At 67.9% G+C, this 24,509-nt stretch carries 24 protein-coding genes and 1 pseudogene; 6 read left to right on the forward strand and 19 right to left on the reverse strand.

Going from position 1 to position 24,509, the window contains the following annotated elements; genetic code table 11:
• Nucleotides 1–68: 68 nt before the first annotated feature.
• Both E3T28_RS13410 and recO read right to left on the reverse strand, forming a co-directional pair.
• Complete coding sequence (locus E3T28_RS13410; RefSeq protein ID WP_134432208.1) at nucleotides 69–902, reverse strand: isoprenyl transferase; 834 nt, start codon at nucleotides 900–902, stop codon at nucleotides 69–71.
• Nucleotides 899–1,621, reverse strand: coding sequence for a DNA repair protein RecO (gene recO, locus E3T28_RS13415; protein ID WP_134432210.1), 723 nt, complete (start codon nucleotides 1,619–1,621; stop codon nucleotides 899–901). Before recO ends, E3T28_RS13410 begins: the two co-directional genes overlap by 4 nt.
• Before the next feature lie 77 nt (nucleotides 1,622–1,698).
• Here recO and E3T28_RS13420 point away from each other — a divergent pair, with 77 nt between their 5' ends.
• Nucleotides 1,699–2,397, forward strand: a complete 699-nt coding sequence (locus E3T28_RS13420) for a trimeric intracellular cation channel family protein (protein WP_241979345.1) — start codon at nucleotides 1,699–1,701, stop codon at nucleotides 2,395–2,397.
• A gap of 108 nt (nucleotides 2,398–2,505) precedes the next feature.
• Nucleotides 2,506–3,246 carry a hypothetical protein gene (locus tag E3T28_RS13425; protein ID WP_174776780.1) on the forward strand — a complete coding sequence of 247 codons (741 nt, stop codon included), beginning with the start codon at nucleotides 2,506–2,508 and terminating at the stop codon, nucleotides 3,244–3,246.
• Between the two features lie 114 nt (nucleotides 3,247–3,360).
• On the opposite strand, the gene leuA is transcribed toward E3T28_RS13425, so the two are convergent.
• From leuA to hrcA, 9 genes are all read right to left on the reverse strand, one after another.
• On the reverse strand, nucleotides 3,361–5,133 hold the full coding sequence (gene leuA / locus E3T28_RS13430) for a 2-isopropylmalate synthase (RefSeq protein ID WP_134432214.1): 1,773 nt from the start codon (nucleotides 5,131–5,133) through the stop codon (nucleotides 3,361–3,363).
• Nucleotides 5,134–5,289: 156 nt separating this feature from the next.
• Nucleotides 5,290–6,192 (reverse strand): GTPase Era, encoded by a 903-nt coding sequence (gene era / locus E3T28_RS13435; protein WP_134432216.1) that lies wholly within the window; start codon nucleotides 6,190–6,192, stop codon nucleotides 5,290–5,292.
• On the reverse strand, nucleotides 6,185–7,501 hold the full coding sequence (locus E3T28_RS13440) for a hemolysin family protein (protein ID WP_134432218.1): 1,317 nt from the start codon (nucleotides 7,499–7,501) through the stop codon (nucleotides 6,185–6,187). The genes era and E3T28_RS13440 overlap by 8 nt, the downstream gene beginning before the upstream one ends.
• Complete coding sequence (ybeY, locus tag E3T28_RS13445) at nucleotides 7,498–7,965, reverse strand: rRNA maturation RNase YbeY (protein ID WP_134432220.1); 468 nt, start codon at nucleotides 7,963–7,965, stop codon at nucleotides 7,498–7,500. Before ybeY ends, E3T28_RS13440 begins: the two co-directional genes overlap by 4 nt.
• Entirely contained in the window at nucleotides 7,962–9,059 is a 1,098-nt protein-coding gene (locus E3T28_RS13450; RefSeq protein ID WP_420898272.1) for a PhoH family protein, read from the reverse strand. The genes ybeY and E3T28_RS13450 overlap by 4 nt, the downstream gene beginning before the upstream one ends.
• A complete protein-coding gene (locus E3T28_RS13455; protein WP_134432224.1) occupies nucleotides 9,046–9,420 on the reverse strand; it encodes an HIT domain-containing protein in 375 nt (124 codons plus the stop codon). The genes E3T28_RS13450 and E3T28_RS13455 overlap by 14 nt, the downstream gene beginning before the upstream one ends.
• A gap of 22 nt (nucleotides 9,421–9,442) precedes the next feature.
• Nucleotides 9,443–10,183: a 16S rRNA (uracil(1498)-N(3))-methyltransferase gene (locus E3T28_RS13460; RefSeq protein WP_134432226.1), complete on the reverse strand. Its 741-nt coding sequence runs from the start codon at nucleotides 10,181–10,183 to the stop codon at nucleotides 9,443–9,445.
• Between the two features lie 6 nt (nucleotides 10,184–10,189).
• Nucleotides 10,190–11,311 carry a molecular chaperone DnaJ gene (gene dnaJ, locus E3T28_RS13465; RefSeq protein ID WP_134432228.1) on the reverse strand — a complete coding sequence of 374 codons (1,122 nt, stop codon included), beginning with the start codon at nucleotides 11,309–11,311 and terminating at the stop codon, nucleotides 10,190–10,192.
• Between the two features lie 79 nt (nucleotides 11,312–11,390).
• Nucleotides 11,391–12,428 (reverse strand): heat-inducible transcriptional repressor HrcA, encoded by a 1,038-nt coding sequence (gene hrcA, locus E3T28_RS13470; protein WP_134432230.1) that lies wholly within the window; start codon nucleotides 12,426–12,428, stop codon nucleotides 11,391–11,393.
• A 167-nt stretch (nucleotides 12,429–12,595) separates the two neighbouring features.
• Between hrcA and E3T28_RS13475 the strand changes: the two genes are divergently transcribed.
• Together E3T28_RS13475 and E3T28_RS13480 are read left to right on the forward strand one after the other, a co-directional pair.
• A complete protein-coding gene (locus E3T28_RS13475) occupies nucleotides 12,596–13,045 on the forward strand; it encodes a DUF4870 domain-containing protein (protein WP_134432232.1) in 450 nt (149 codons plus the stop codon).
• A 36-nt stretch (nucleotides 13,046–13,081) separates the two neighbouring features.
• Complete coding sequence (locus E3T28_RS13480) at nucleotides 13,082–13,456, forward strand: DUF4870 domain-containing protein (protein ID WP_134432234.1); 375 nt, start codon at nucleotides 13,082–13,084, stop codon at nucleotides 13,454–13,456.
• Here the strand turns inward: E3T28_RS13480 and hemW are convergent, their stop codons facing one another.
• From hemW to lepA, 3 genes are read right to left on the reverse strand one after another with little or no spacing between them, the layout of a single operon-like run.
• Nucleotides 13,457–14,683 (reverse strand): radical SAM family heme chaperone HemW, encoded by a 1,227-nt coding sequence (gene hemW / locus E3T28_RS13485; RefSeq protein WP_134432236.1) that lies wholly within the window; start codon nucleotides 14,681–14,683, stop codon nucleotides 13,457–13,459. It abuts the gene before it with no gap.
• Between the two features lie 4 nt (nucleotides 14,684–14,687).
• Nucleotides 14,688–15,335 (reverse strand): DUF1990 family protein, encoded by a 648-nt coding sequence (locus tag E3T28_RS13490; RefSeq protein ID WP_134432238.1) that lies wholly within the window; start codon nucleotides 15,333–15,335, stop codon nucleotides 14,688–14,690.
• A gap of 4 nt (nucleotides 15,336–15,339) precedes the next feature.
• Nucleotides 15,340–17,187 (reverse strand): translation elongation factor 4, encoded by a 1,848-nt coding sequence (gene lepA / locus E3T28_RS13495; protein ID WP_134432240.1) that lies wholly within the window; start codon nucleotides 17,185–17,187, stop codon nucleotides 15,340–15,342.
• Nucleotides 17,188–17,560: 373 nt separating this feature from the next.
• On the opposite strand from lepA, the gene E3T28_RS13500 reads away from it, so the two are divergent.
• Nucleotides 17,561–18,307 carry an alpha/beta fold hydrolase gene (locus E3T28_RS13500; protein ID WP_134432242.1) on the forward strand — a complete coding sequence of 249 codons (747 nt, stop codon included), beginning with the start codon at nucleotides 17,561–17,563 and terminating at the stop codon, nucleotides 18,305–18,307.
• A gap of 118 nt (nucleotides 18,308–18,425) precedes the next feature.
• Nucleotides 18,426–18,689: a 30S ribosomal protein S20 gene (gene rpsT / locus E3T28_RS13505; RefSeq protein WP_134370311.1), complete on the forward strand. Its 264-nt coding sequence runs from the start codon at nucleotides 18,426–18,428 to the stop codon at nucleotides 18,687–18,689.
• A gap of 181 nt (nucleotides 18,690–18,870) precedes the next feature.
• On the opposite strand, the pseudogene E3T28_RS17435 reads toward rpsT, so the two are convergent.
• The 5 genes and pseudogenes from E3T28_RS17435 to E3T28_RS13530 all read right to left on the reverse strand — a co-directional run bounded on the left by E3T28_RS17435 (nucleotide 18,871) and on the right by E3T28_RS13530 (nucleotide 24,501).
• A pseudogene (locus E3T28_RS17435) lies at nucleotides 18,871–19,208 on the reverse strand (YciI family protein).
• A 105-nt stretch (nucleotides 19,209–19,313) separates the two neighbouring features.
• A complete protein-coding gene (gene holA / locus E3T28_RS13515) occupies nucleotides 19,314–20,357 on the reverse strand; it encodes a DNA polymerase III subunit delta (RefSeq protein WP_134432244.1) in 1,044 nt (347 codons plus the stop codon).
• Between the two features lie 41 nt (nucleotides 20,358–20,398).
• On the reverse strand, nucleotides 20,399–22,882 hold the full coding sequence (locus E3T28_RS13520; protein ID WP_134432246.1) for a ComEC/Rec2 family competence protein: 2,484 nt from the start codon (nucleotides 22,880–22,882) through the stop codon (nucleotides 20,399–20,401).
• A 139-nt stretch (nucleotides 22,883–23,021) separates the two neighbouring features.
• On the reverse strand, nucleotides 23,022–23,423 hold the full coding sequence (locus tag E3T28_RS13525; RefSeq protein WP_134432248.1) for a DUF2238 domain-containing protein: 402 nt from the start codon (nucleotides 23,421–23,423) through the stop codon (nucleotides 23,022–23,024).
• 337 nt (nucleotides 23,424–23,760) lie between these two features.
• Nucleotides 23,761–24,501 (reverse strand): helix-hairpin-helix domain-containing protein, encoded by a 741-nt coding sequence (locus E3T28_RS13530; protein ID WP_134432250.1) that lies wholly within the window; start codon nucleotides 24,499–24,501, stop codon nucleotides 23,761–23,763.
• Nucleotides 24,502–24,509 lie beyond the last annotated feature (8 nt).

The following is a 24,509-nucleotide window of genomic DNA, read 5'->3' on the forward strand; positions in this document are numbered from 1 at the left end:
TGCTCGTCTATTCCCGGATCTCGACGAACTCGGTGCCCGGGGGTGCTCGATCACCGGGGATTTCCGGCCTACGCGGTCGGCGTGTCCACCGCGCCGCCGTACCGGCGATTGCGGGACGCGTAGATCTCGATCGCCCGCCACAGGTCCACCCGGCCGAAGTCCGGCCAGAGGGTGTCCAGGAACACCATCTCCGCGTAGGCGCTCTGCCAGAGCAGGAAGTTGCTGGTGCGCTGCTCCCCCGAGCTGCGCACGAACAGGTCCACGTCGGGGAGGTCCGCGGTGTACAGGTGCCGCTGGATCGATTTCTCGGTGATGCCGGCCGGTTTCAGCCTGCCCGCGGCGACGTCCTCGGCCAGCGCACGCACGGCATCCGCGATCTCGGTGCGCCCGCCGTAGTTGACGCACATGGTCAGGGTGAGCACGTCGTTGCCCGCGGTCAGCCGTTCGGCGAACTGAAGTTCTGTGATGACGGATGCCCAGAGCCGGGGCTTGCGTCCGGCCCACCGCACGCGCACTCCCCACTCATTGAGCTGGTCGCGCCGGCGGTGCAGCACATCCCGGTTGAAGCCCATCAGGAAGCGCACCTCGTCCGGCGACCGCTTCCAGTTCTCGGTTGAGAACGCGTAGACGCTCAGATGCTTGACGCCGATCTGGATGGCGCCGGCGACGACGTCGAGGAGCGCCGCCTCCCCGGCCTTGTGGCCTTCCACTCGCGGCAGGCCGCGCGCGTTCGCCCACCGGCCGTTGCCGTCCATGACGACCGCCACATGCTCGGGCACGGCCTTCCTTGGCAGGGAGGAAGGGTACAGGCCCGTCCAGTCCAGAGGCTTGAACGGCACCGCATCCTTGTGGGTGAGGGGCTTCTGGCCGAAGGGGTTGAGGTTGAACGGCTTGGAGGTCATCGACTCACGTGTTCCAACGATCGGAGGCCGCGTCCGAGGTGCCACTGCGTGTACGCGGCGACGACCCCGGTGGCCTGGGCTCTGGTTTGCGGCGGGGTGGACGTGGTGTGCTCCCAGTCCCCGGTCAGCAGGGAGCCGAGCAGGGCGATGGTGGCCGGATCGAGCCGGGGCGAGCCGGGGGCCGCGCAGTCGTCGCACACGATCCCACCGACCTGCACGACCATCGCGGAATGGTCACCCCGGGCGCCGCACCGCGCGCAATCCTGGAAACTGGGAGCCCAGCCGGCCATCGACAGCGCCCGGAGCAGATAGGAATCGAGGGTGAGACCGGCGCCGTGCTCACGGCGGGACAACGACCGGAGGGCACCCACCAGCAGCAGGTACTGCTGCAGCGACCCCTCCGCCTCGGTGAGCTTGTCGGCTGTTTCCACCATTGCACTGGCCGCCGTGTAGCTCGGATAGTCCGCTGTGATCAGGGCCCCGTAGGACGCGATGGACTCCGCCTGCGTGATGACGTCAAGGCTCCGACCCTCCCAGAGCTGCACATCGGCGACCATGAACGGTTCCAGTCGGGCGCCGAATTTCGACGCGGTGCGACGCACGCCTTTGGCGACCGCGCGCACCTTGCCGTGCTGGCGGGTGAGCATGGTGACGATGCGGTCGGCTTCGCCCAGTTTTTGGGTGCGCAGCACGACGACATCATCACGGTAGACAGGCACCCTAGGATTCTCCCACCTGGCGGGAGCACTGGATGCCGAGCGCGCCGACGCCCACCGTTTCAGTGGTTTCATTAGGGGTGCCCTCGACCTCTTTCTTCATCCCGCTCTGGCTCGACCTCACTGCCGTCGCCATCGGAGCCGTGCAGGGCGCCATGTTCGCCGGCCGCTTCACCGACCGCCGCTTCGACCTGCTCGGGATCGCACTGATCGGGGTCACCGTCGGGCTCGGTGGCGGGTTGCTCCGCGACATCCTGCTGGGCGGCGTGCCCGCCGCCCTGCAGAGCAATTGGTACCTGCCGGTGTGCGCGGGGGCTGCCCTGCTGGGAATGCTGCTGCAGAGCCTGTTCAACCGGCTCGGCCCGTTCATCATCGCCCTCGACGCGGTGACCATCGGACTGTTCGGAGCCCTCGGAACCAGCAAGGCGCTCGCTGCCGGCCTGCCGGAGATTCCCGCCCTGTTCGTGGGGGTCATCACAGCGGTGGGCGGGTCGGCCCTGCGGGACATGATGCTGAACGTGCCGATCGCGGTGATGCACGTGGGGTCGTTCTACGCCGTCGCGGCCGGGGTCGGCAGCGGGCTGCTGGTGGTGCTCTTCCTTCTGCAGGTGCCGATCACGGTGGCCGGGATCGCCTGCGTCGTGGTGACGACGGTCATCCGGATCCTCGCCGCCCGATATGGCTGGAGCCTGCCGCAGCAGCGGGCGATCGGCAGCTGGCCGCGGTGGCGGCGCGACAATATCGTGGCCTTCCGGCGGCACAGGGGCCCCGGGGCCTGAGTCCGAACAGTTCCGAAACTGGACCACATACGACGGAATCCGCTCTCGCCTTTCCCTGCGTCCCGGGTGAAACTAATGAGAAGAACTCACGTCGTTTGGAGGAACCTCATGAACATGCTGAAGGGCAACGTGCCCGATTCCATGCCGGATTTGATGCCGGTCCTGTCCCGAGGCAAGCACAGAAACCCGCGTTCCGGCGCCTGTTTCATGGAGTTCGCCTCCTATCTCGCCGGTGAGGCGTGGAGCGACCACCCGGCCTGCACGCATCCCCTGCTCGCCTCCGTGGCCCGAATGGTGAACGACTGCACGTCGGACACCGCCCGTGCCCGGTTGGTCCCGCTGATTCCGCCGGTGATCGGTCTGCGCGGGGACAACGCGAGGGTGCGACTGCTGATCGCGCTGCGCGCGGCCACCTCGGCGCTCCCGGTCACCAGCGCCGACCACCAGCGGGCCCTCGCCGTGGGGATCCTCAACTGCGAACGGCACCTGACCGAGGCCGACGGAATGATTCCAGACGACGTCGCCCTGCGCATCCGCACTGCGTTCGACGCGGCACCGACGACCGAACGGTGGGCACGGGAGTTCATCTCGTCGATGGGATCCTGGTCCCGGAGCAAGTTCACGGATCGCACGGCGGAGACCATCATCCGGGTGTCCGTGCAGGGCATCGCGGAAGCGTGTGTTCCCGACCCGGACGGCCAGCTCTACGACCTGCTCGCCGGGGCGATCGACGACTGCACGATGGTGCTGACCCCGGAGCCCGCGACCCGGCCGGCCACGCCGACCGCGGAGCCGACCCACGTTGCTCCGGCCAACCGGGCACGGTCGAAGGATGCCGCGCGACTCTGAGAACCACAGCACGCACCACCAGAATCGCCGTTCCGGCCGAACGTGTCCCCGGAGGGAGGTCTTTCGGCCGGGACGGCGATTCTCAGTTCACGCAGCGGTTGAGGCCGCACCGGTTCAGGCGGTCGCGTCTGCCAGGGATCGCTCGCCCGCCTCGGCGCGGATACCGCGGTTGACCGCGGACACCACCGATTTGAGCGAGGCAGTCGAGATGTCCGCGTCGATGCCGACACCCCAGAACCGCTTGCCGTTGACGTCGAGTTCGACGTAGGCGGCGGCGAGGGCGTCGCCGCCGGCCGACATGGCGTGCTCGACGTAGTCGTAGAGGGTGATCGCGATCCCGCGCTCGGCCATCACGCCGAGGAACGCCGCGATGGGGCCGTTGCCCGAAGCGACCGCACTGGACACGCTCGCATCATCGCGCAGGTCGACAGACAGCTCGACCGAACCGGAGAGGTCGCTCGAGGTGCGCGTGGCGTGCAGTTCGAACCGACCCCACTTGGCGTCGGGCGTGGTCTGGCTGGCCGGCAGGTACTCGTCGTTGAAGATCGCCCAGATCTGCTCGCTGGTGACCTCGCCGCCCTCCTGGTCGGTCTTGGACTGCACGACGCCGGAGAATTCGATCTGCAGCTTGCGCGGCAGGTCCAGGGCGTGGTCGGTCTTGAGCAGGTAGGCCACGCCGCCCTTGCCGGACTGGGAGTTGACCCGGATCACCGCCTCGTAGCTGCGACCGAGGTCCTTCGGGTCGATCGGCAGGTACGGAACCGCCCAGAGGAGGTCGTCGACGCTGCAACCCTGTGTGGCGGCATTCGCGGCCATGGCCTCGAAGCCCTTCTTGATGGCGTCCTGGTGCGAGCCGCTGAACGCGGTGAAGACCAGGTCGCCGGCCCAGGGGCTGCGTTCGGGAACCGGCAGCTGGTTGCAGTACTCGGCGGTGCGCTTGACCTCGTCGATGTTGCTGAAGTCGATCTGGGGGTCGATTCCCTGGGTGAACAGGTTGACGCCCAGCGCCACCAGGTCCACGTTGCCGGTGCGTTCGCCGTTGCCGAACAGGCAGCCTTCGATGCGGTCGGCGCCGGCGAGGTAGCCCAATTCCGCGGCCGCGACGGCGGTGCCGCGGTCGTTGTGCGGGTGCAGGGAGATGAGCACGTTCTCGCGGTGGGCGAGGTGCCGGGACATCCACTCGATCGAATCGGCGTAGACGTTGGGGGTGGCCATTTCGACGGTTGCGGGCAGGTTGATGATGACCTTGCGCTCGGGAGTCGGCTCGAGGATCTCGAGGATCTGGTTGCAGACGTCGACGGCGAATTCGAGCTCGGTGCCGGTGTAGCTCTCTGGGGAGTACTCGTAATAGACCGTTGTGCCGGGGACGGTTGCCTCAGCGGCACGACAGAGACGCGCGCCGGCCAGTGCGATGTCGATGATGCCCTGCTTGTCCTCGCGAAACACGACCTCGCGCTGCAGCACGCTGGTGGAGTTGTAGAGGTGCACGATGGCCTGCTTGGCCCCCGCGATCGACTCGTAGGTGCGCCGGATCAGGTGCTCGCGCGCCTGCGTGAGCACCTGGATGGTCACGTCATCCGGGATGGCATTGTCATCGATCAGGCTGCGCACGAAGTCGAAGTCGGTCTGGCTCGCCGACGGGAAGCCGACCTCGATCTCCTTGTACCCCATGCGCACGAGCATGTCGAACATGATGCGCTTGCGCTCGGGGCTCATCGGGTCGATCAGCGCCTGGTTGCCGTCGCGCAGGTCGACCGCGCACCAACGCGGGGCCTCGGTGATGTGCTTGCCCGGCCAGGTGCGGTCGGGCAGTTCGACCGTGAACTGCTCCTGGTATGGGCGGTACTTATGAATCGGCATCCGGGATGCGGACTGGTTGTTCTTCATGATCTGTGATCTCCTCGCGAATGGTGGGTAGCCAACGACGAACTCCGCGACGAGGGAGGCCTCAGATTAGGACTCGTCGCGGCAGCGAAGAAGGAGCTCACCGAAAAACATAAGTGCAGGCTACCATCCCCCGCGGGAAGGTCAACCGACGGGCCGCTAGAAGCCCAGGCGACCCAGCTGTTTCGGGTCGCGCTGCCACTCCTTGGCGACCTTGACCCGGAGCGAGAGGAAGACCCGCTTGCCCACGAGAGGTTCGATCTGTTTGCGCGCGCGCACGCCGACGTCCTTCAACCGGCTGCCCGACTTGCCGATGATGATGCCCTTCTGGCTGTCCCGCTCGACGAACAGGTTCGCGTAGATCTCGACCAGTTCCTGGTCGTCGCGCTCGATGATGTCGTCGATGGTCACGGCGATCGAGTGCGGCAGTTCGTCGGTGACGCCCTCGAGCGCCGCCTCGCGGATGTACTCCGAGATACGCGATTCGAGGCTCTCGTCGGTGACCGCGTCGGCCGGGTAGAGCGGAGCATCCGACAGGGGCAGCAGTCGCAACAACTCGGCGCCGAGGATATCGAGCTGGATGCGGCTGGTCGCCGAGATCGGCACGATCGCCTCCCAGTCACGCAGCTGCGAGACTGCGAGGAGCTGGTTGGCCACACTGGTCTTGGAGGACATGTCGATCTTGGTCACGATGGCCACCTTCCGGGCCCGCGGAAAATTGTCCAGCTGTTCGTTGATGAACCGGTCGCCCGGGCCGATCGGTTCGTTGGCCGGAATGCAAAGGCCCACCACGTCCACGCCGGACAGCGTCGACTGCACCAGGCTGTTCAGCCGTTCGCCCAGCAGGGTGCGCGGCTTGTGGATGCCCGGGGTGTCGACCAGAATCAGCTGGCCGTTCTTCTGGTGCACAATGCCGCGGATGGCACGCCGGGTGGTCTGCGGCTTCGATGACGTGATCGCGACCTTCTCCCCCACCAGCGCGTTCGTCAGGGTGGACTTGCCCACGTTGGGGCGCCCCACAAACGACACGAACCCCGCTCGGAATCCCTCTACTTCAGTCATGACCGTTCACTCTCTCATCGTCCGACACTCCGAGGAATGCGTTCTGCGCGTCTATCAGCGCTTGGTCTCGTTCAACCAGCACGGTGCTGATTCTCTTGCGGCGGCCCTCGGTGCGTTCGGCTGTGAGGACCAGCCCACTCGCCCGGGCGACCGAACCCGCGACCGGCAACCGGCCGAGGGCCTTGGCCAGCAGGCCACCCACCGAGTCGACGTCGTCGTCATCCAGTTCCAGGTCGAACAGTTCGCCGAGCTCGTCGACCGGGAGCCGCGCACTGACCCGGAAGCGGCCGTGGCCGAGGTCTTCGACTTCCACCACGTCGCGGTCGTACTCGTCGGAGATGTCTCCCACGAGTTCCTCGATCAGGTCTTCGAGGGTGACCAGTCCGGCGATTCCACCATACTCGTCGACCACCATGGCGAGGTGGTTCGACTCGAGTTGCATTTGGCGGAGCAGGGCGTCGGCTTTCTTGGACTCGGGCACGAAGACGGCGGGCCGCTCGAGTTCGCGCACCGTGAGGCTCTCCACGTTCGGCGGCCGCTCGTAGACGAGGCGGGCCACATCGCGCAGGTACAGGATGCCCGTGACGTCATCCACTTCGCCGTCGATGACCGGCACCCGGGAGAAGCCCTTGCTCAGGAACAAGCCCATCGCCGCGCCGATCGAGGAGTCCGCTTCGATGGTGACCATGTCGGTGCGCGGGATCATCACCTCGCGCACGACGGTCTCGTTGAACTCGAAGATGGAGTGGATCAGTTCCCGGTCGTCCTCCTCGAGGACGTCGAGCTCGGTGGCCTCGTCGACCATGCTGAGCAGCTGGTCCTCCGACGTGAACGTGGCCAGCCGCGTGCGCCCGGGGGTGACCCGGTTGCCGAGCGCCACGAGCGCGTTGGCGATCGGGCCGAGGAGCACCCGGAGGAAGTGCACCAGCGGCGCGGTCGCGGCCAGGAGTTCCACGGGGTGCGCCCGGCCCACGCTACGCGGGCTGGCGCCGACGAGCACGAAGGAGACCGCGGTCATCAACAGGGAGGACAGCAGCAGTGCCAGCCACAGCTCCTCGATTGTGGTCGCGAAGACGAGGGTGACGAGCACGGCCGCCGTGGTCTCGGCGATGATCCGCACGAAACTGATGGTGTTCAGGTGCGCGCCGGTGTCGGCGGCGATGGCGGTCAGGGAGCGCCTCGCCCGGGACTTCTCGGCCAGGTCGTGGATGTCGGCTCGTGACTGGCTCGTGACGGCGGCATCTACCGCGGCCATCAGGCCGCCGAAGGCGACCAACAGGATGGCCGACGTGAGAAACCACCCGATCATCGGTCGCGGAGGCGTTCCTGCAGGGCGAAGCCGATCAGAATGTCGCGCTGGATGCCGAACATCTCCTTCTCCTCGGCGGGTTCCGCATGGTCGAATCCGAGCAGGTGCAGCACGCCGTGCGTGGTGAGCAGCAGCAGCTCTTCCAGGGTGCTGTGCCCGGCCGTCTCGGCCTGGCCCTGGGCCACCTGCGGGCAGAGCACGATGTCGCCGAGCAACCCCGGCGGGGTTTCGGCCTCTTCGGTGCCCGGGCGCAGCTCGTCCATCGGGAAGCTGAGCACGTCGGTGGGGCCCGGCTCATCCATCCACTGCACGTGCAACTGCTCCATCGCGCCCTCGTCGACGAGCACGATCGCCAGTTCGGCGTCGGGGTGCACGTGCATGGAGTCCAGAGCGTAAGCGGCCAGGCGCAGGATGGCGGCCTCATCGACCGGGATGGTCGATTCGTTGTTGATGTCGATGCTCAAGAGGATCTCCGTTTCGGAAGGCGGTCGCGGGGAGTGTTGGGGCGGCCGGGTCCTCGACTGGCGAATTCACGCGCCTGGTCGCTTTCGTAGCGGTCGGCCTGCTTCTGCGCGTCGTACTCGGTCCAGGCGTCGACGATCCGGCCCACGAGGGAGTGCCGCACGACGTCGGCACTGGTCAGACGCACGAAACGGATGTCGTCGACCCCGTCGAGCACCCGGCTCACCAGGCGCAGCCCGCTCGATCCAGCCGGCAGGTCGATCTGGGTGATGTCCCCGGTCACGACCATTTTGGAACCGAACCCCAGGCGGGTCAGGAACATCTTCATCTGCTCGGGGGTGGTGTTCTGCGCCTCGTCGAGCACGACGAAGGAGTTGTTGAGCGTGCGTCCACGCATATAGGCGAGCGGGGCCACCTCGATGGTTCCGGCGGCCAGCAGCTTGGGCACGAGCTCCGGGTCCATCATCTCGTTCAGGGCGTCGTAGAGCGGGCGCAGGTACGGGTCGATCTTCTCGGTGAGGCTGCCCGGCAGGAAGCCGAGCCGTTCCCCGGCCTCGACGGCCGGGCGGGTGAGGATGATCCGGTCGACCTCCTTGCGCTGCAGCGCCTGCACGGCCTTGGCCATCGCCAGGTAGGTCTTTCCGGTGCCGGCCGGCCCGACCCCGAACACGATGGTGTCGGTGTCGATGGCGTCGACGTATTCCTTCTGCCCGATGGTCTTGGGGCGGATGCTCTTCCCTCGGGAGCTGAGGATGGCCGGGCCGAGGCGTTCGGACGGGCTTGTGGAACTGTCCTCGTGCAGCATCCGTGACGACGTGCTCACCTCGGACTCGGCGAGGTCGCGGCCGCCGCTCACCATGAGCAGCAGTTCCTCGATCAGGCGCCGCGCCGCCTCGACCTGCTCGGTCTGGCCGGTGAGGGTGATCTCGTTGCCGCGCACGTGCACGCTGACTCCGGGGTGTTCCTTCTCGACGGTGGCGAGCAGGCGGTCGTCGGCGCCCAGCAGGCGCACCATGGCGACGCCATCGACCGTGATGTGTACCTCGGCCTGGCCGGGACCCTCCGTTCCGGGCCCCGTGGTCTCAGCGGAAGCCAAGCGTTCCCTCCCCGAGGGTTCCGGCGGCGGTCTGCGGGGCGAGCAGGTGCGCATGAACGTGGAAGACGGTCTGTCCGACTGCGGCACCGGTATTGAACACGAGCCGGAACTGGCCGTTCGACACCGTGGCCGCCACAGCGTTGGCGACCTCGACGAGTTCGACGAGGAGCCCGGGGTCTCCGGCCGCGAGTTCGACGACGTTGCTGTACTGGGACGTTTTCGGCGTGATCACGATGTGCACGGGCGCCTGCGGGGCGATGTCGTTGAAGGCGATGATCCGGTCGGTTTCGGCGACAATGGTCGCCGGGATCTCGCGCGCGGCGATACGGGTGAAGATGGACGGTTCTCCGGTGGAAGACATATCTCTATCTTAAGCTCGCGCGCTACCAGCGGCCGAGCGTCGAGTTCAGAATGGAGAGCGCGGCTGGACCCGCGGTGGAGGTGCGCAGCACGTTGTCCCCCAGCCGCACCGGGGTGGCGCCGGCCTGCTCCAGCAGGGTCAGCTCGGCCGGGGAGATACCGCCCTCGGGGCCGACGACGAGCAGGATCTCCCGGTCGTCGGTCGGCGCCGCCTGCGACGTGAGGCGTTCAGTCGCGGAGGGTTCCAATAGCAGCATTCGGGTGGAGCCGGCCAGCTCGGCCAGCATTTTTGTGCTCATCAGGTCCGCGACAGTGGGCAGCCACGCGCGGATCGACTGCTTGGAGGCCTCGCGCACGATGCTGGACCAGCGATCTCGGCCCTTCTGCACCTTCGCACCCTCCCAGCGGGTCACCGACCGGGATGCGGCCCAGGGGATGACCCCGTCGATGCCGAGCTCCGTGGCAGCCTGCACGGCCAGTTCGTCCCGGTCTCCCTTGGCGAGGGCCTGGACCAAACGGATGCGCCGCGTCACGCGCGCGGTCACGGTCACCGTTTCGACGCGCAGGGTCAACAGGCTCGCGTCCGCGCCGACCACGGTGGCGGAGAGCATCAGCCCGGCCCCGTTCCCGATCTGCAGGTGCTCACCCGGTCGCACCCGGCTGACGGTGACCGCGTGCCGCGCCTCGGCGCCGGTGATCCCGACGACTGCCCCCGGCACGCAGTCGGTGGCCAGGAGCGCCTCATCGATGAAGAAATGTGCCATGGACGTCTAGCCGCGGAACCGATCGCGCAGCTTGGCGAACAGGCCCTGCTGGAAGGCGCTGAGTGACGGTTCCGGCGCTTTGTGGCGGGCGGCGAAGGCTTCGATCAGTTCGCGTTCCTTGTGGTCGAGGCGGGTCGGCGTGACCACGTGAACGCCGATCTTCAGGTCACCGCGCCCGTTTCCGCGCAGTCGGGTGACGCCGCGGTCCTTGACCGTGATGACCTCGGCGCTCTGCGTGCCCGGCTTGAGTTCGACCTCGATGTCGCCGTCGAGCGCCTTGACGGTCGCGGAGGTGCCGAGGATGGCATCCGTCATCGGCACCTCGAGGGTGGCGAGCAGGTCGTCGCCGTCGCGGCTGAAGACGTCGTGGTGGCGTACCTTCATCTCGAGGTAGAGGTCGCCGTTGGGGCCGCCGGCCGGGCCGGCCTCGCCGCTTCCGGGCATCTGCAGGCGCAGGCCCGTGTCGACCCCGGCGGGGATGTCGACGGGGACAGTGCGTCGCGCGCGCACGCGGCCTTGGCCCTGGCAGGTGACGCAGGGCGTGGCGATGATCGTGCCGTAGCCGCGGCAGGACCCGCAGGGGCTGCTGGTCATGACGTTGCCGAGCAGCGAGCGCACAGCGCGCTGGATGTTGCCGGTGCCGTGACAGATGTCGCAGGTGACGGGTGCAGTGCCCGGCTGGCAGCAGGTTCCGCTGCAGGTACCGCAGACGATGGCCGTGTCGACCTCGAGGTCGCGGTGCGTGCCGAAGATGATCTCGTCGAGGTCGAGTTCGACCCGGATCAGGGCGTCTTGGCCGCGCTCGCGGCGAGACCGGGGGCCGCGGGTGGATCCCCCGCCGCCGCCGAAGAAGGTTTCGAAGATGTCGCCGAAGTTGCCGAAGTTGCCGTCGAAACCGCCACCCGCGCCTCCCCCCGAGCGGCCGTTGCCGCCGCGGTCGTAGTTGTCGCGCTGCTTGGCGTCGCTGAGCACGTCGTAGGCGTGCGTGACGGACTTGAAACGTTCGGATGCATCCGCTCCCGGGTTCACGTCGGGGTGGAGCTGCCGGGCGAGCTTGCGGTAGGCCTTCTTGATCTCGTCGGTCGAGGCGTCGCGTGCAACGCCGAGTACTTCGTAATGGTCAGCCAAAGCTGGCTCTCCTAGGTCTGTTCTGAAATATGGGTTCGTTCTGAATGCGGGCCCCCGACCTCTGGGCAGGGGGACCTGGTCAATTCTCGCCGAGAAGGCGTGAAAGGTAGCGGGCGACCGCTCGGACGGCCGCCATGTTGTTTGAATAGTCCATTCGGGTGGGGCCCAGCACGCCGAGGCGGGCCAGGTTGCCGCCCTGCGACGAGTAGCCGCTGGTGAGCACGGATGTCTCGGCCAGACCGAACGGGGCGTTCTCCCGGCCGATGCTGACAGACACGCCGTGCTGGTCGGTGGCCATCTCACCGAACAGCCGCAGGAGCACGACCTGTTCTTCGATGGCCTCGAGCACCGGGTAGATACTGCCGGTGAAGTCTTCCTCGGTGCGCACGAGGTTGGCGGCGCCGGCCATCACGAGCCGGTCCTGCCGGTTCGCGCCGACCTGGTCGCGCAGTGTGCCGATGATCAGCTCCACGGCTTCCTGCTGATCGAACGAGCCGAGGTCGGCGGCGGCGGTCAGGGTGCCCGCGGTGAGGGAACCGGCGGCCTCGCTCATGCCGAGACCGACCAGGGCCGCATTCAGCCGGGCCCGCAGCTCGACCAGAACGGTTTCCGCCAGCGGCCGGGGCAGGTCGACGACGCGCTGCTCGACACGTCCGGCATCCGTGATCAGAACGGACAGGAGGCGGGTTTCGGATAGAGGAACCAGTTCGATATGGCGCACCTTCGCGCGGGACAGCGACGGATACTGCACCAGCGCGACTTGGTGGGTGAGCTGGGAGAGCAGCCGCACGCTGCGGGCCAGCACCTCGTCGAGGTCGGCCGATTGGCCGAGGAACGTCTCGATGGCCTGGCGCTGCGCCGCCGAGAGCGGCCGCAGATCGGCGAGGTGGTCGACAAACAGGCGGTAACCCTTGTCGGTGGGGATCCGGCCCGACGAGGTGTGCGGGGCCGCGATCAACTCCTCCTCTTCGAGCAGGGCCATGTCGTTGCGGATCGTGGCCGCCGAGACCCCGAAGGAGTGCCGGTCGACGATAGATTTGGACCCGACGGGTTCGCGGGAGGCAACGTAGTCCTGAACGATCACCCGCAGGACTTCGAGACTGCGATCGGACACCATGACTCTCGCCTCCTCCCAGCGTCGTGAGTGCAGCACTGGTTGGCACTCGGGGTATGTGACTGCCAATCATACCGCGACCGGCTGGGCTTCCCCATTGCTCCCGAATGTCTGGGCGCGGTAACTTTGGCATGTACCACCCCTTCCCCTGTGCACTGAAAGGCACGATCATGAGCAATTTCACCGGTCCCGGACCCGGACCCGATGATCCCTACCAGGGCCAGCGGCCGCCGCAACCGCCGTATCAGCCTGCCGCCCCCGGACCGTCACCTGTGTCCGAGGCGGATGACCGCCAGTGGGCGTCCCTCGCCCACCTCGGCGGGATCCTGATGTTCCTGCCGTCCCTGGTGCTGTGGCTGCTCTTCAAGGACCGCGGACCCCTGACCGGCGTCGAGGCCAAGGAAGCGCTCAATTTTCAGATCACACTTCTGATCGGCTACTTCGCGGTCAACTTCTTTGCGACGGTCATCGGCTTCCTCACGTTCGGCATCGGCGGCGTCATCGGTGGTCTCGCCTGGGTGCTCTACATCCTCGGCGTAGTCTTCTCGGTGCTCGGCTATCTCCAGGCCAAGGATGGGAACCACTACCGGTACCCGTTCGCCCTGCGCCTCATCAAGTAGCCGGCCCGAGCCAGTCTTTTCTATCGAAGGAGCAACATGTCCGATTACACCCCGCCTCCGCCTAACCCGTACCAGGCACCGACTCAACTGAACCCGGCCGACGAGAAGCTGTGGGCCACTCTCATCCACATCGGTGGGATTCTGTTCGGCCCGCTGCCCGCTCTGGTCGGCTACATCGTGCTCAAGGAACGCGGCCCGTTCATCCGGGCACACACGGCGGCCGCCCTGAACTTCCAGCTGACGCTGCTGCTCGCCTACATCGTGGGTTCGGTCCTCACCATCGTCGTCGTCGGCTTCCTGCTCCTGGCTGCCGCCTGGGTGCTGGCGATCGTCTTCGGCATCATGGCCGCCCTTGCGGCGAACCGGGGCGAGTACTACACGTACCCGCTCACGATCAAGTTCGTGAACTAGTCAGTCCGCGACCAGTCGGCGCACGACGGCATCCGCCAGGAGGCGTCCTCTTCGGGTCAGTTCGACGGACCCGGAGAGGGCTGCTCGCGCGTCGATGAGTTCGTCAGCGATCAGCCCGGCCACCTCGCGGCGGCCGAGCGGGCCGAGGGAGTCGATGCGAATTCCCTCGCGGATGCGGGTGAGCAGCAGCACCCGCTCCACTTCCTGGGTGGCCGCGTCGAGGGTCTCCCGACCCGCGGCCGGTGAGTCGCCGGCGCGGATCCGGTCGCCATAGGCCGACGGATGCTTGACGTTCCACCAGCGCACCCCGCCGATGTGGCTGTGCGCTCCGGGCCCGACGCCCCACCAGTCCTGGCTGCGCCAGTAGGCAAGGTTGTGGCGGGAACGGTGAGCGTGGTCCGTGGCCCAGTTGCTCACCTCGTACCAGCTGTAGCCGGCCCGCGACAGAAGGTCATCGGCCAACTCGTAGAACTCCGCCTGCACGTCGTCGTCGACCGAGGCCAACTCGCCGCGCTTGATCTGGCGGGCGAGTTTGGTGCCCTCCTCAACGATGAGCGAGTACGCGCTGATGTGCGTGGGTGCCTGACGGATGGCGTGCTCGAGGCTGGTGCGCCAATTCGCGAGGGTCTCCCCCGGAGTGCCGTAGATCAGGTCGAGGGACACGTCGAGGCCGGCCTCGCGGGCCCACTGCACGACCAGTGGCACGCGCTCGGGGTCGTGGGTGCGCTCGAGGGTGGCCAGCACGCTCGGCACAGCGGACTGCATGCCGAAGGACACCCGGGTGAAGCCTGACTCGGCGAGGCGGGCGAGGTAGGCGGCGTCGACAGAGTCGGGGTTCGCCTCGGTGGTCACCTCCGCGTCGGGCGCGATGCCCCAGGTGGAGCGCACGGCCTGCAGCATCCGCACCAGGTCGTCGGCCGGAAGCAGGGTGGGGGTTCCGCCGCCGAAGAAGACGGTCGCCGCCTCGCGGGCTGGCACGCCCGACAGGGTCAGGATGCGGCCGGCCGCCTCGACCTCGCTGATCGCCTGACCGGCATAGTCGTGCTGTGATGCGCCGCGCAACTCGGTGGCGGTGTAGGTGTTGAAATCGCAGTAGCCGCAACGCACCCGGCAGAACGGCACGTGCAGGTAGACGCCGAAGTCGCGCCCGGCCGCCCCCACGGCGGCCGAGGCCGGTAGCAGGCCGTCGCGGGGTGCGGGGTCGCCGAGAGGGAGGGCACTGCCCATTCGGTTAGACCGCGCCGATCGGATGCAGCGCGCGCAGGTACCGTGCTGTGATTTTCGACTGCTGCCGTCGCACGAGCGGCCAGCCGAGCCGGTAGACCCAGGAACTGGGGCGCGAGAAGGCACGGATGGTGAGCCAGACCGAGTCGTCCGCGCGCCTCTCGACGATGAATGACTCCTCACCGCTGGCTGGGTGCCCGGCCATGGTGCCGTAGGCGTAGCCGAGGCGGTTGGGCTCATCGATCACGTAGACCACACGCACGGGGGCGTCGATCGTGAAGGGCCCGAACTTGGTCGTGAGGTGCGCGGACATCCCGTTGACGATGTAGGGGGTTCCGTCCTCGGCGAAGACGGCCTCGTCCGGCTCGACCTTCTGGTTGCGGGCGGCCTGACCGTCGGCGTCGAAGACGAGCCCCGTGTACTGCTGACCGGTGCCGTCCAGAAGGTCGGTGACGGTCATGCCGCTCCCCCGCTGCACACCCCAGGTCATCAGCGACTTCGAGGCGAGCTCGAAGCGCTCCTCGCCGCTGCCGAGGCGCACGGTGCGCTCGAGGGGCCGGTACCCCTTGGGTGGGAACCGGAGAAGGTCGGGGGCGAGGGTGCCGCCGATGGACGCGTAGGTGACGGCTGTGTCGGTGAAGGTGGCGCGGCGCATCCGTCTACTTCTTCTTCGGGGGTTCGTCGCCGGACAGGGCGGCAATGAACGCCTCCTGGGGAACCTCGACCCGGCCGACCATCTTCATTCGCTTTTTTCCCTCTTTCTGCTTCTCCAGCAGCTTGCGCTTGCGGGAGATGTCACCGCCGTAGCACTTGGCGAGGACGTCCTTGCGAATGGCGCTGATCGACTCGCGTGCGATGATACGGGCGCCGATCGCGGCCTGGATGGGAACGTCGAACTGCTGCCTCGGGATGAGTTTCCGGAGGCGCCCGGTCATCAGCACGCCGTAGTCGTAGGCCTTGTCGCGGTGCACGATCGCGCTGAACGCGTCGACCTGTTCGCCCTGCAACAGGATGTCGACCTTGACCAGGTCGGCCTCCTGCGAGCCGATCGGCTCGTAGTCGAGCGAGCCGTAGCCGGCGGTGCGGCTCTTCAGGTTGTCGAAGAAGTCGAACACGATCTCGCCGAGCGGCATCGTGTAGCGGATCTCGACCCGGTCTTCACCGAGGTAGTCCATGCCGAGCAGGGTTCCGCGGCGGCTCTGGCAGAGTTCCATGATCACACCGACGTAGTCCTTGGGCGCGAGGATGGCCGCCTTCACGATGGGCTCCTCGACCTTGGCGATCTTGCCGTTCGGGAACTCGCTCGGGTTGGTCACCGTGACCGACTTCTTATCGTCGGTGGTGACCTCGTAGATCACGCTGGGAGCGGTGGTGATCAGGTCGAGGCCGAATTCGCGGTCGAGCCGCTCGGTGATGATCTCGAGGTGCAGCAGGCCGAGGAAGCCGCAGCGGAAACCGAATCCGAGGGCGACGGATGTCTCGGGCTCGTAGACGAGGGACGCGTCGGAGAGCTTGAGCTTGTCGAGGGCCTCGCGGAGGGCCGGGTAGTCGCTGCCGTCGATCGGGTACAGGCCCGAGAAGACCATCGGCTTGGGCTCGGTGTAACCGGGCAGGGCGACGGTCGCGGGGCGGAGCGCCGTGGTGACCGTGTCGCCGACCTTCGACTGGCGCACATCCTTCACGCCCGTGATCAGGTAGCCGACCTCGCCGACTCCGAGGCCCTTGCTGTTGGTGGGCTCGGGCGAGGTGACGCCGATCTCGAGGATCTCGTGCGTGGCCCGGGTCGACATCATCTGGATCTTCTCGCGCGGGCCCAGCTTGCCGTCGATCATGCGCACGTAGGTGACGACGCCGCGGTAGCTGTCGTAGACCGAGTCGAAGATCATCGCGCGGGCCGGGGCGGCCGGGTCGCCCACCGGGGCCGGGATGAGGCGGGTGGCCCGGTCCAGGAGTTCGGCGACGCCGACGCCGGTCTTACCGGAGACCCGGAGCACGTCGTCGGGGCTGCCGCCGATCAGGCTGGCGAGCTCCTTCGCATACTTGTCGGGGTCAGCGGCCGGCAGGTCGATCTTGTTCAGCACCGGGATGATGGTGAGGTCGTTCTCCAGCGCCAGGTAGAGGTTGGCGAGGGTCTGCGCCTCGATGCCCTGGGCGGCGTCGACGAGGAGGATGGCTCCCTCGCACGCGGCCAGGCTGCGGGACACCTCATAGGTGAAGTCCACATGGCCGGGAGTGTCGATCATGTTCAGTGCGTAGGTCTGGCCGTCGAGTTCCCACGGCATCCGAACGGCCTGGCTCTTGATGGTGATGCCGCGCTCGCGCTCGATATCCATCCGGTCGAGGTACTGGGCGCGCATCGAACGGTCGTCGACGACGCCGGTGATCTGCAGCATCCGGTCGGCCAGCGTGGACTTGCCGTGGTCGATGTGGGCGATGATGCAGAAGTTGCGGATGAACTCGGGCGGGGTGGCGGCCGGTTCAAGCGCCGTGAGGGGTCTCGGTGACATGGTCTGGCAATTCTCCCATAGGTGGCTGGGTCCCCGTTTCGCCGCTGCTGCTCCGCGTTCCAGGCGGCCGCTCTGGACCGCTCAGCGCTCGACGCTCGACGCTCGACGCTCGACGCTCGACGCTCAGCGCTCAGCGCTCGACGCTCGACGCTCGACGCTCGACGCTCGCAGCCAACCACTGCCGTGCATCACTGCCGTGAACCACTTCGACGGAGAATTTCCCGAAAATGAGCTTTTTCCACCCATCTGTGTCCGATTTCGGAAAAATGTCCGTCGAATTCGTTCTCACGACTGCACCGAGCAACGGTTCCCGTGTGAGGCTCCCTCGGTACGGGCCACCTCTGTAATATCGCTGCTCATTGAGGAGGAATGAATGACACCCGCCATCCCCGTTCTCTTCGTCCACGGGATCCGCACGTCGAGCACCATGTGGCGGCACCAGTTGTTCATGCTGGGCGAGACGGGGCATCCGGCGCTCGCGATCGATCTGCCGGGGCACGGCTCCCGCATGGACGAACCGTTCACCGTGGCGGGCGCCCTGGCCGCCATCGACGAAGGAGTCGACGCCCTGGGTGGCCGGGTGCTGTTGGTCGGACTGTCCTTGGGCGGCTACTACGCCATCGAGTACGCCGCACGCCACCCGCAGAAGGTGGCCGGGCTGGTCGCCGCGGGAAGCTGTGCGGTTCCCGCCGGCTGGCCGCTTGACGCCTACCGGGGACTGGCCCGGCTGATCCGCCGGCTGCCCGACCAGGGACTGTGGCTCCACACCACGCTCGTGCGAGTGCTCCTGCCACCGCACGGGGCCGCCGACACGCTCTCCGGTGGGGTACCGCTGGGCGTGATGGATGCCGGGCTCGGCGCCACCGGAACCCTCCGCCCGCTCGACAGCCTGGCACGCTATCCCGGACCGGTGTGGCTGGTCAACGGTTCACTCGACCAGTTCCGGCTACATGAGCGACGTTTCCTCGCCGCCTGCCGGGACGGCCGCCTCGTGATCGTTCCCCGTGCGTCGCACCTCGTCAGCCTTGCCCAGCCGGAGCGGTTCGCGGCGGTGCTGCGCGGCATCCTCAAGGACATTGCCATCGACCGGCCGGGTCCGATTGTCGGCCTGAGCGAATAACTGGTATCGTTTCCTGTTGGCTTGCGTGTTGGGTCCCACCCCACACGATTATTGCCGCACGGCGCCCTCTACCGCCAAGCGGCCCATCCGAACAAGAACCTAACGAAAGCGTATAAACGTGGCAAATATCAAGTCGCAGATCAAGCGTATCGGCACCAACAAGAAGGCCCAGGAGCGCAACAAGTCGGTCAAGAGCGAGTTCAAGCGCGCCGTCCGCGCGACGCGCCTCGCGATCGCCTCCGGCGACAAGGACAAGGCCGTCGCCAGCCTCGCCATTGCTTCGAAGAAGCTCGACAAGGCCGTCAGCAAGGGCGTCATCCACCAGAACCAGGCCGCGAACAAGAAGTCCGCGATCGCCAAGTCGGTCAACGCCCTCGTCTAGTCTCCGCCTGACCCGGCTCAGGACCCTTCACCGGCCCTGACCGGCGCACACAATCGCCCCCTCCGTTTCGGTGGGGGCTTTCGTGTGTCCGGTCCTAGGCTCCAAATGTTGCGGGAGGTGCTACCGGGTCGACAAGGAGCCGGCCTCTCCCTGACTCTTCGCCGATGATTCAGTCCTGTTCCTAGCTCGCCGAGTCATACCCGAACTCGCGGAGCTCCTGCGAGCACCGGCAGGCCTGCGCGAGCTTCCTCGCCCACCCGACCGCGGCCTCCCGCGTGGGCAGCTCCAACACGGTGAACCCGCCCGTGAGGTCGCTCCCGGATAGAGATCCATACTCACCGTCCCGTCGGCGGAGACCAGGACAGGATCGATTCCCTCCTCGATTCCGCCACCGAACACATAGACGCCAGCGGCCTTGGCCTCCTCGATCACCGCATGGGATTCCGCGACGGCGAGCGGGAAGTCATCATCGGTGAGCACCATGGCTTCACCAGGGAAGGAGATGAGGTATTTGGTCATGTCTCGATGGTCCCCTCGGGCGGTCCGGACCGCAACGGGGAGTGCGAGAGGAAGACGTTGCCGTGCAGGTGCCGGAGCAGCTGACCTCAGCCGGGCCGAGCCCGGTCAGTTCTCACCCCGTCGGGCAATCACGCCGATGAGCCGCTCGAGGGCGAACACGGGGTCGCGCTCGGCACCCTTCACCGCGGCATCCGTCTCGGCCAGTGCCACGACGCAGCGGGCCAAACCCTCGTCGGTCCAGTTCCGCAGGTCGCGCTGGGCACGCTCGACCTGCCAGGGGGCGAGCCCGAACTGCGACGCCAGCTGGCCCGAGCCGCCGCGCGCCCCGCAGAGTTTCGCCATGGTGCGGATCTTCATAGCGAACGCGGCCACCACGGGGACCGGGTCCGCACCGGAGGACAGGGCGTGGCGCAGGATGACGAGCGCCTCACCCTGATGCCCGGCGATCGCCGCGTCGGCCACCTTGAACGCGTTGGCCTCGACCCGGCCACCGTAGTAGCGGTCCACGGTCGTCTCGGTCACCTCGGCGCCCACATCCGCGATGAGCTGTTGGCAGGCCGCGGAGAGTTCGGCCAGGTCGCCGGAGAACGCGGCGACCAGGGACCGCAGCGCGCTGGGCGTGACCCGCTTGCCGGCCGTCTTGAACTCGGCGGAGGCAAAGTCGTGGCGGTCGGAGTCCTTCTTCAACTCGGCGCAGACGACCTCGATGCCGCCTCCGATGCCGGAGCGGATGGTGTCGAGCAGCTTCTTGCCGCGCACACCGCCGCCGTGCCGGAGCACCACGTAGGTGTCCTCGGCCGGGTTCTGCAGGTAGTCCAGGGCCTCCGCGAGGAAGGTATCGCTGCACTTCTCCACCGAGCTGACCCGGATCAGCCGCGGTTCGCCGAAGAGAGACGGGCTGGCCATGGTGAGTAGCTCGCCGGGCGCATAACTGTCTGCCTGCACGTCGCTGATCTCCAGGCTGGGGTCTTCGAGCTTGAGGAAGTCCCGCAGCTGGCGGATCGCACGCTCGGCCAGGAAGACCTCGGTTCCGGACACCAGGATGATCGGGGCCGGCCGCACCTGATGCCAGGCCAACTGCGGAATGGCGGCCGTTTTCGGCGCGGCGCGGGGTGCGGCCCGGCCGGATGAGGCGGTTCGTGCGGCCACTCGGGGTTCCTTCGGTCGAGGCGGTGCAGGTTCTGTCAAGACTATCCGGGGCCGGCGACCGCCACGGTCTCGCCCCGCACGCTCTCGGTCCAGACCGTCAGCGCACCACCGCCCGGCCCCGGGGCGATCACGAGCAGCCCCTGCTGGTCGGTGCGGAAGGCCAGCGTGCCCACGGACCCGAGGATGTCCAGGATCGTGTCCGTGGGATGCCCGTAGCCGTTCTCCCGGCCGACGGAGATCAGCCCCACCGTGGCCCGGAGATCGGCGTAGAGCGCCGGACTCTGGTCCCCCGACCCGTGGTGGGCGACCTTGACGACATCCACCGAGCCCGGACCATCACGACGCCGGAGCGCGTCCTGGGACTCCTCGCCGAGATCTCCCAGGAAGAGGGAACGGATGCCCCGACCGTCGAACCCGATCGTCACGCTGCCCTCGTTGCCGGTCTGCATCACCGGCGAGCCCCGCACCGGCCAGAGGATCTCCCAGCGCAGCTCCCCGAGGGTGCCGGTGTCACCGCGGGCGGCCTCCCGGATCTCGGCCCCGCCCGCGGCAAGGGCATCGTGCAGGCGCTCATCGTCGGCATTCTCCGGGATGCCGACCAGAGCCGTGTCGACCCGGCCGATCACGGCGGAGACCCCGCCGATGTGGTCCAGGTCGTAGTGGGTCAACACGAGGATGTCGATCCGGTCGATGCCGAGCGTGTCTAGGCATTCGCTGAGGAGAACCGGGTCGGGCCCCACATCGACGAGCGCGTAGCGTTCACGGTCACGCACGACGATCGCGTCACCCTGCCCGATGTCGCAGGCGGCGATCTGCCAGTCCGCCGGAAACGCCACGGCCCGGCCGACGCCGGCTCCGATCAGGCTTCCGCCGTAGCTGCCGGTGGCCAGGACCAGAACCGCAATCGCCGCGATCGGCCAGTGCGCCCGGACCTGCCCCCGGCCGCGCAGCACCAACGCAACCACCGCCACGGTCAGCAGGACGGTCACGAGCATACCGATCGCGCCCCCCAGCCAGGGCAGACGGCTGCCGGGAAGCCCTGCGGACGTGCGGGCGATCGCCGCGATCCAGGCGGCTGGCAACCAAGCCAGGTAAAGCACTCCCCCGGCGACGCCGGGCAACCACGGCAGCAGCAGGCACGCGATCAGACCGATCACGGTGGCGGCCGGAGCCGCGGGACCGGCCAGCAGGTTCGCGGGCACCCCGTACAGCGGAAGGGTTGGGGTGAGCAGCACGAGCACCGGCTGGCAGGCCAGCTGTGCGGCCAGCGGGATGGCGATCACCGCAGCGAGCCAGGCGGGCAGCCAGCGGTGCAGCAGCCGGGTGAGCGGCGCGGCCAGTACGAGCAGGCCCGCCGTCGCGAGCACCGACAGGGCGAAGCCGTAGCTACGGGCCAGCCACGGGTCGGCCGCGAGCAGCAGAATCACGACGAGGGCGAGCAGCGGCACGCCTCGGCCCGGCCGCCCCGAGGCAATCCCGAGCAGCAGGATCGTGGCCATCAGGGCGGCGCGCAGCACGCTGGGTTCGGGTGTCACCAGCACGACGAACGCGAGCAGGGTGAGCAGCGAAATCCCGATCCGGATGCCGCGGCGCAGTCCCAGAAACCCAGTCAGGAGCATAACGCCCGCGATCACCACGGCGCAGTTGGCCCCAGACACGGCTGTGAGGTGGCTGAGGGAACTCGTCTTCATCGCTTCATCCAGATCAGCCTCGACTGAACTCGTGTCGCCGATAGCCAGGCCGGGCAGCAGGTCGCCGCCGTCACCGGGCAGCTCCCCCGCGGCGGCCGTGAACAGGGTGCGCAGCTCCGCGGCCCAGCCGAGCCACCAGGGCGGCGTATCGACGAGCTCGGGCATTCCGCGCCCGAAGACCAGGGCGGACGCCGCATCCCCGGCCGCGGTGAGCCGGAGGGTGGCGTCCAGCCGCAGGACGCTGCCGATCTGGAGCGTCGCCGCCGTGTCCTGGGCGGCCTCTGCGAACACGACCACTGGAACCGACAGGCTCCGCAGAGTGCCGTTCCGCACGGCATCGTCCCGCACAGCGTCGTCCCTGGCCGTATCGCCGCTGGCAGCCCCGCCCCGCTCGATCCCGGTCAGGATGCCGCGGAATCGCACCCGGGGAGATGCGCCGAGGTCGGTGTCGGAGTCGGCCCCTGCAGGGCCGAACAGGGTGGGCGCACCGAACGACTGCGTCTGCACCGGGATCGACGACACCGTGAGGAGCAGGGTCACGCCGGCTTGGCGGGCCGCTTCCTCCCGCACGGCGTCCGGCAACCGCCCCGGCGCGGCGACCGTGACGGCGGATGCCAGCAGCGCGGCCGCCGCGCAGCAGACCAGGAGCACTCCGCACACCGGTGCTCCCCAGGGCCGGACCAGACGCAGAGCCACGACCAGACCCACGCAGAGTGAAACGCTCCAGAGCGCGGCCTGCGCACCGGCCGCCCACTCGGGGACGGCAATGAGCAACCAGGCCGCCAGCCACGCGGCCGCCGCGGGGAGCACCAGGCGCAGGTCGAGCCCGGTCATGCCGTGATCCGCTGAGCGAATCCTGCAGCGGGGGGTCTGCGCGTCATACCGGGAGGCTAAGCGCGCCCGTGACTCTCCTCGGTTCCCTCCATGATCTGTGGGCCGTTCCCTCCGGCCCGTGGGTGGGGAGGCGTGCCCACTATTCGAGGATGTCCTCTGCCAGCCGGTTCACGGCAGCCGTGCGGGTGTTCAGGAACGACACGCTGAACCCGGCAAGCAGCGCGCCGGCACCGCCCCAGACCACGTCTCCGATCGTGTCGACGTACCCGACGAAGATCTCCTCATCGATGAACGTGTGGCCGAACCACTCGAAAATCTCCCAGAGCACTCCGAGAGCCAGGCTCAACGAGGTTGTCATCACGACGGCCGAGAGCATCAGTCGTGGGAGGGTCACGGCGTCGGCCAGGACTCCGAGCCTCACCGACAGGAGGTAGCACAGCGCGGCGCAGAGCCCGTTGGTGAGGAAGTGCATCGGAAGGTCCCACCGCCGGATCGAGGTGCAGATCTGCAGCACGCTGCGCCACACGGCCAGGAGAACCATCTCCGGAGGCACTGCGCCCGTGACCGACCCACCGGTTGTGCGATCCGAGCGTGTCCGCGACGAAGTCGACCTGGTCGGCCGGCGCCTCCTGCACGCCGTGGAGTGTCGGCTGCTCGGCGGTGAGGAGACGCCGCACGAGCTGCTTCCGGGTGCCCCAATGATCGGGGCTCCCCGGCCGCAGCGGTGTCCGGCGCCGACGGATGTTGTTCGTCATCATGTGCAGGTCAGGGGCGTTCACCGGACCGATCAGAGTGCCATCCGTCATGCCGCACAGAGTACGATCGCCGCTCCTAATTGGCGCCGCTCCGATTCGCCGGACGAATCCGATCGCCCGCGCTCACACCGTGACCAGGGCGCTGAGCCCCTCGAAGGTCTTCTCGCCGATGCCGGTGACATTGCGCAGGTCCTCGACGGTGGCGAACGGCCCGTTGGTGTCGCGGTAGTCCAGGATGCGTTGGGCCATGGCCGGTCCGATGCGCGGCAGGGTATCGAGGTCGACAAGGGTGGCCGTGTTCAGGTTGACCAGGGCCGACGGGCCGGCACCCGGGCCGGGTGCGCCACCGGGGACCGAGCCGGCACCCGGCGGCGGTCCGACGGGCACTTCCCCGAGCTGCGGCAGATACACCTGCTCCCCGTCGCTGAGCTTGCGGGCGAGATTCGTGCCGGCCGGATCGGCGGTCTCGGTCAGCCCGCCGGCGGCGGCAACGGCATCCATCACCCGAGCACCGGTGGAGAGTTCGAAGAGCCCGGGACGACGCACGGCACCGAGCACATGCACGAAGATGAGGCCACCGGATGCCGAAGCCGCCCCCGACGAGCTCGGGGCCGGGCCGGTGTCGGCGCCGCCGGCAGCCGTGCCGGCACCGGCGCCCGAGCCCGATCCCGCAGTCGAATCCGCCGGAGACACCACCTGATGACCGGCCTGTTGTCCGAGCGCGGACACGACCACCGCGGTGGCCAGCGCCGCGATCAGCAGCACCACGGCCGCACCGACCCCGATGCGCACGCGCGCAGGGGCACGCCCCTGCGCGCTCGGGGCCAAGCGGTCGAGTGCCGCGACTATCGGGTCAGGCTCCATCCCGGCAG

The sequence above is a fragment of the Cryobacterium sinapicolor genome (assembly GCF_004403465.1).
In the GTDB taxonomy this organism is placed as follows: Bacteria; Actinomycetota; Actinomycetes; order Actinomycetales; family Microbacteriaceae; genus Cryobacterium; species Cryobacterium sinapicolor.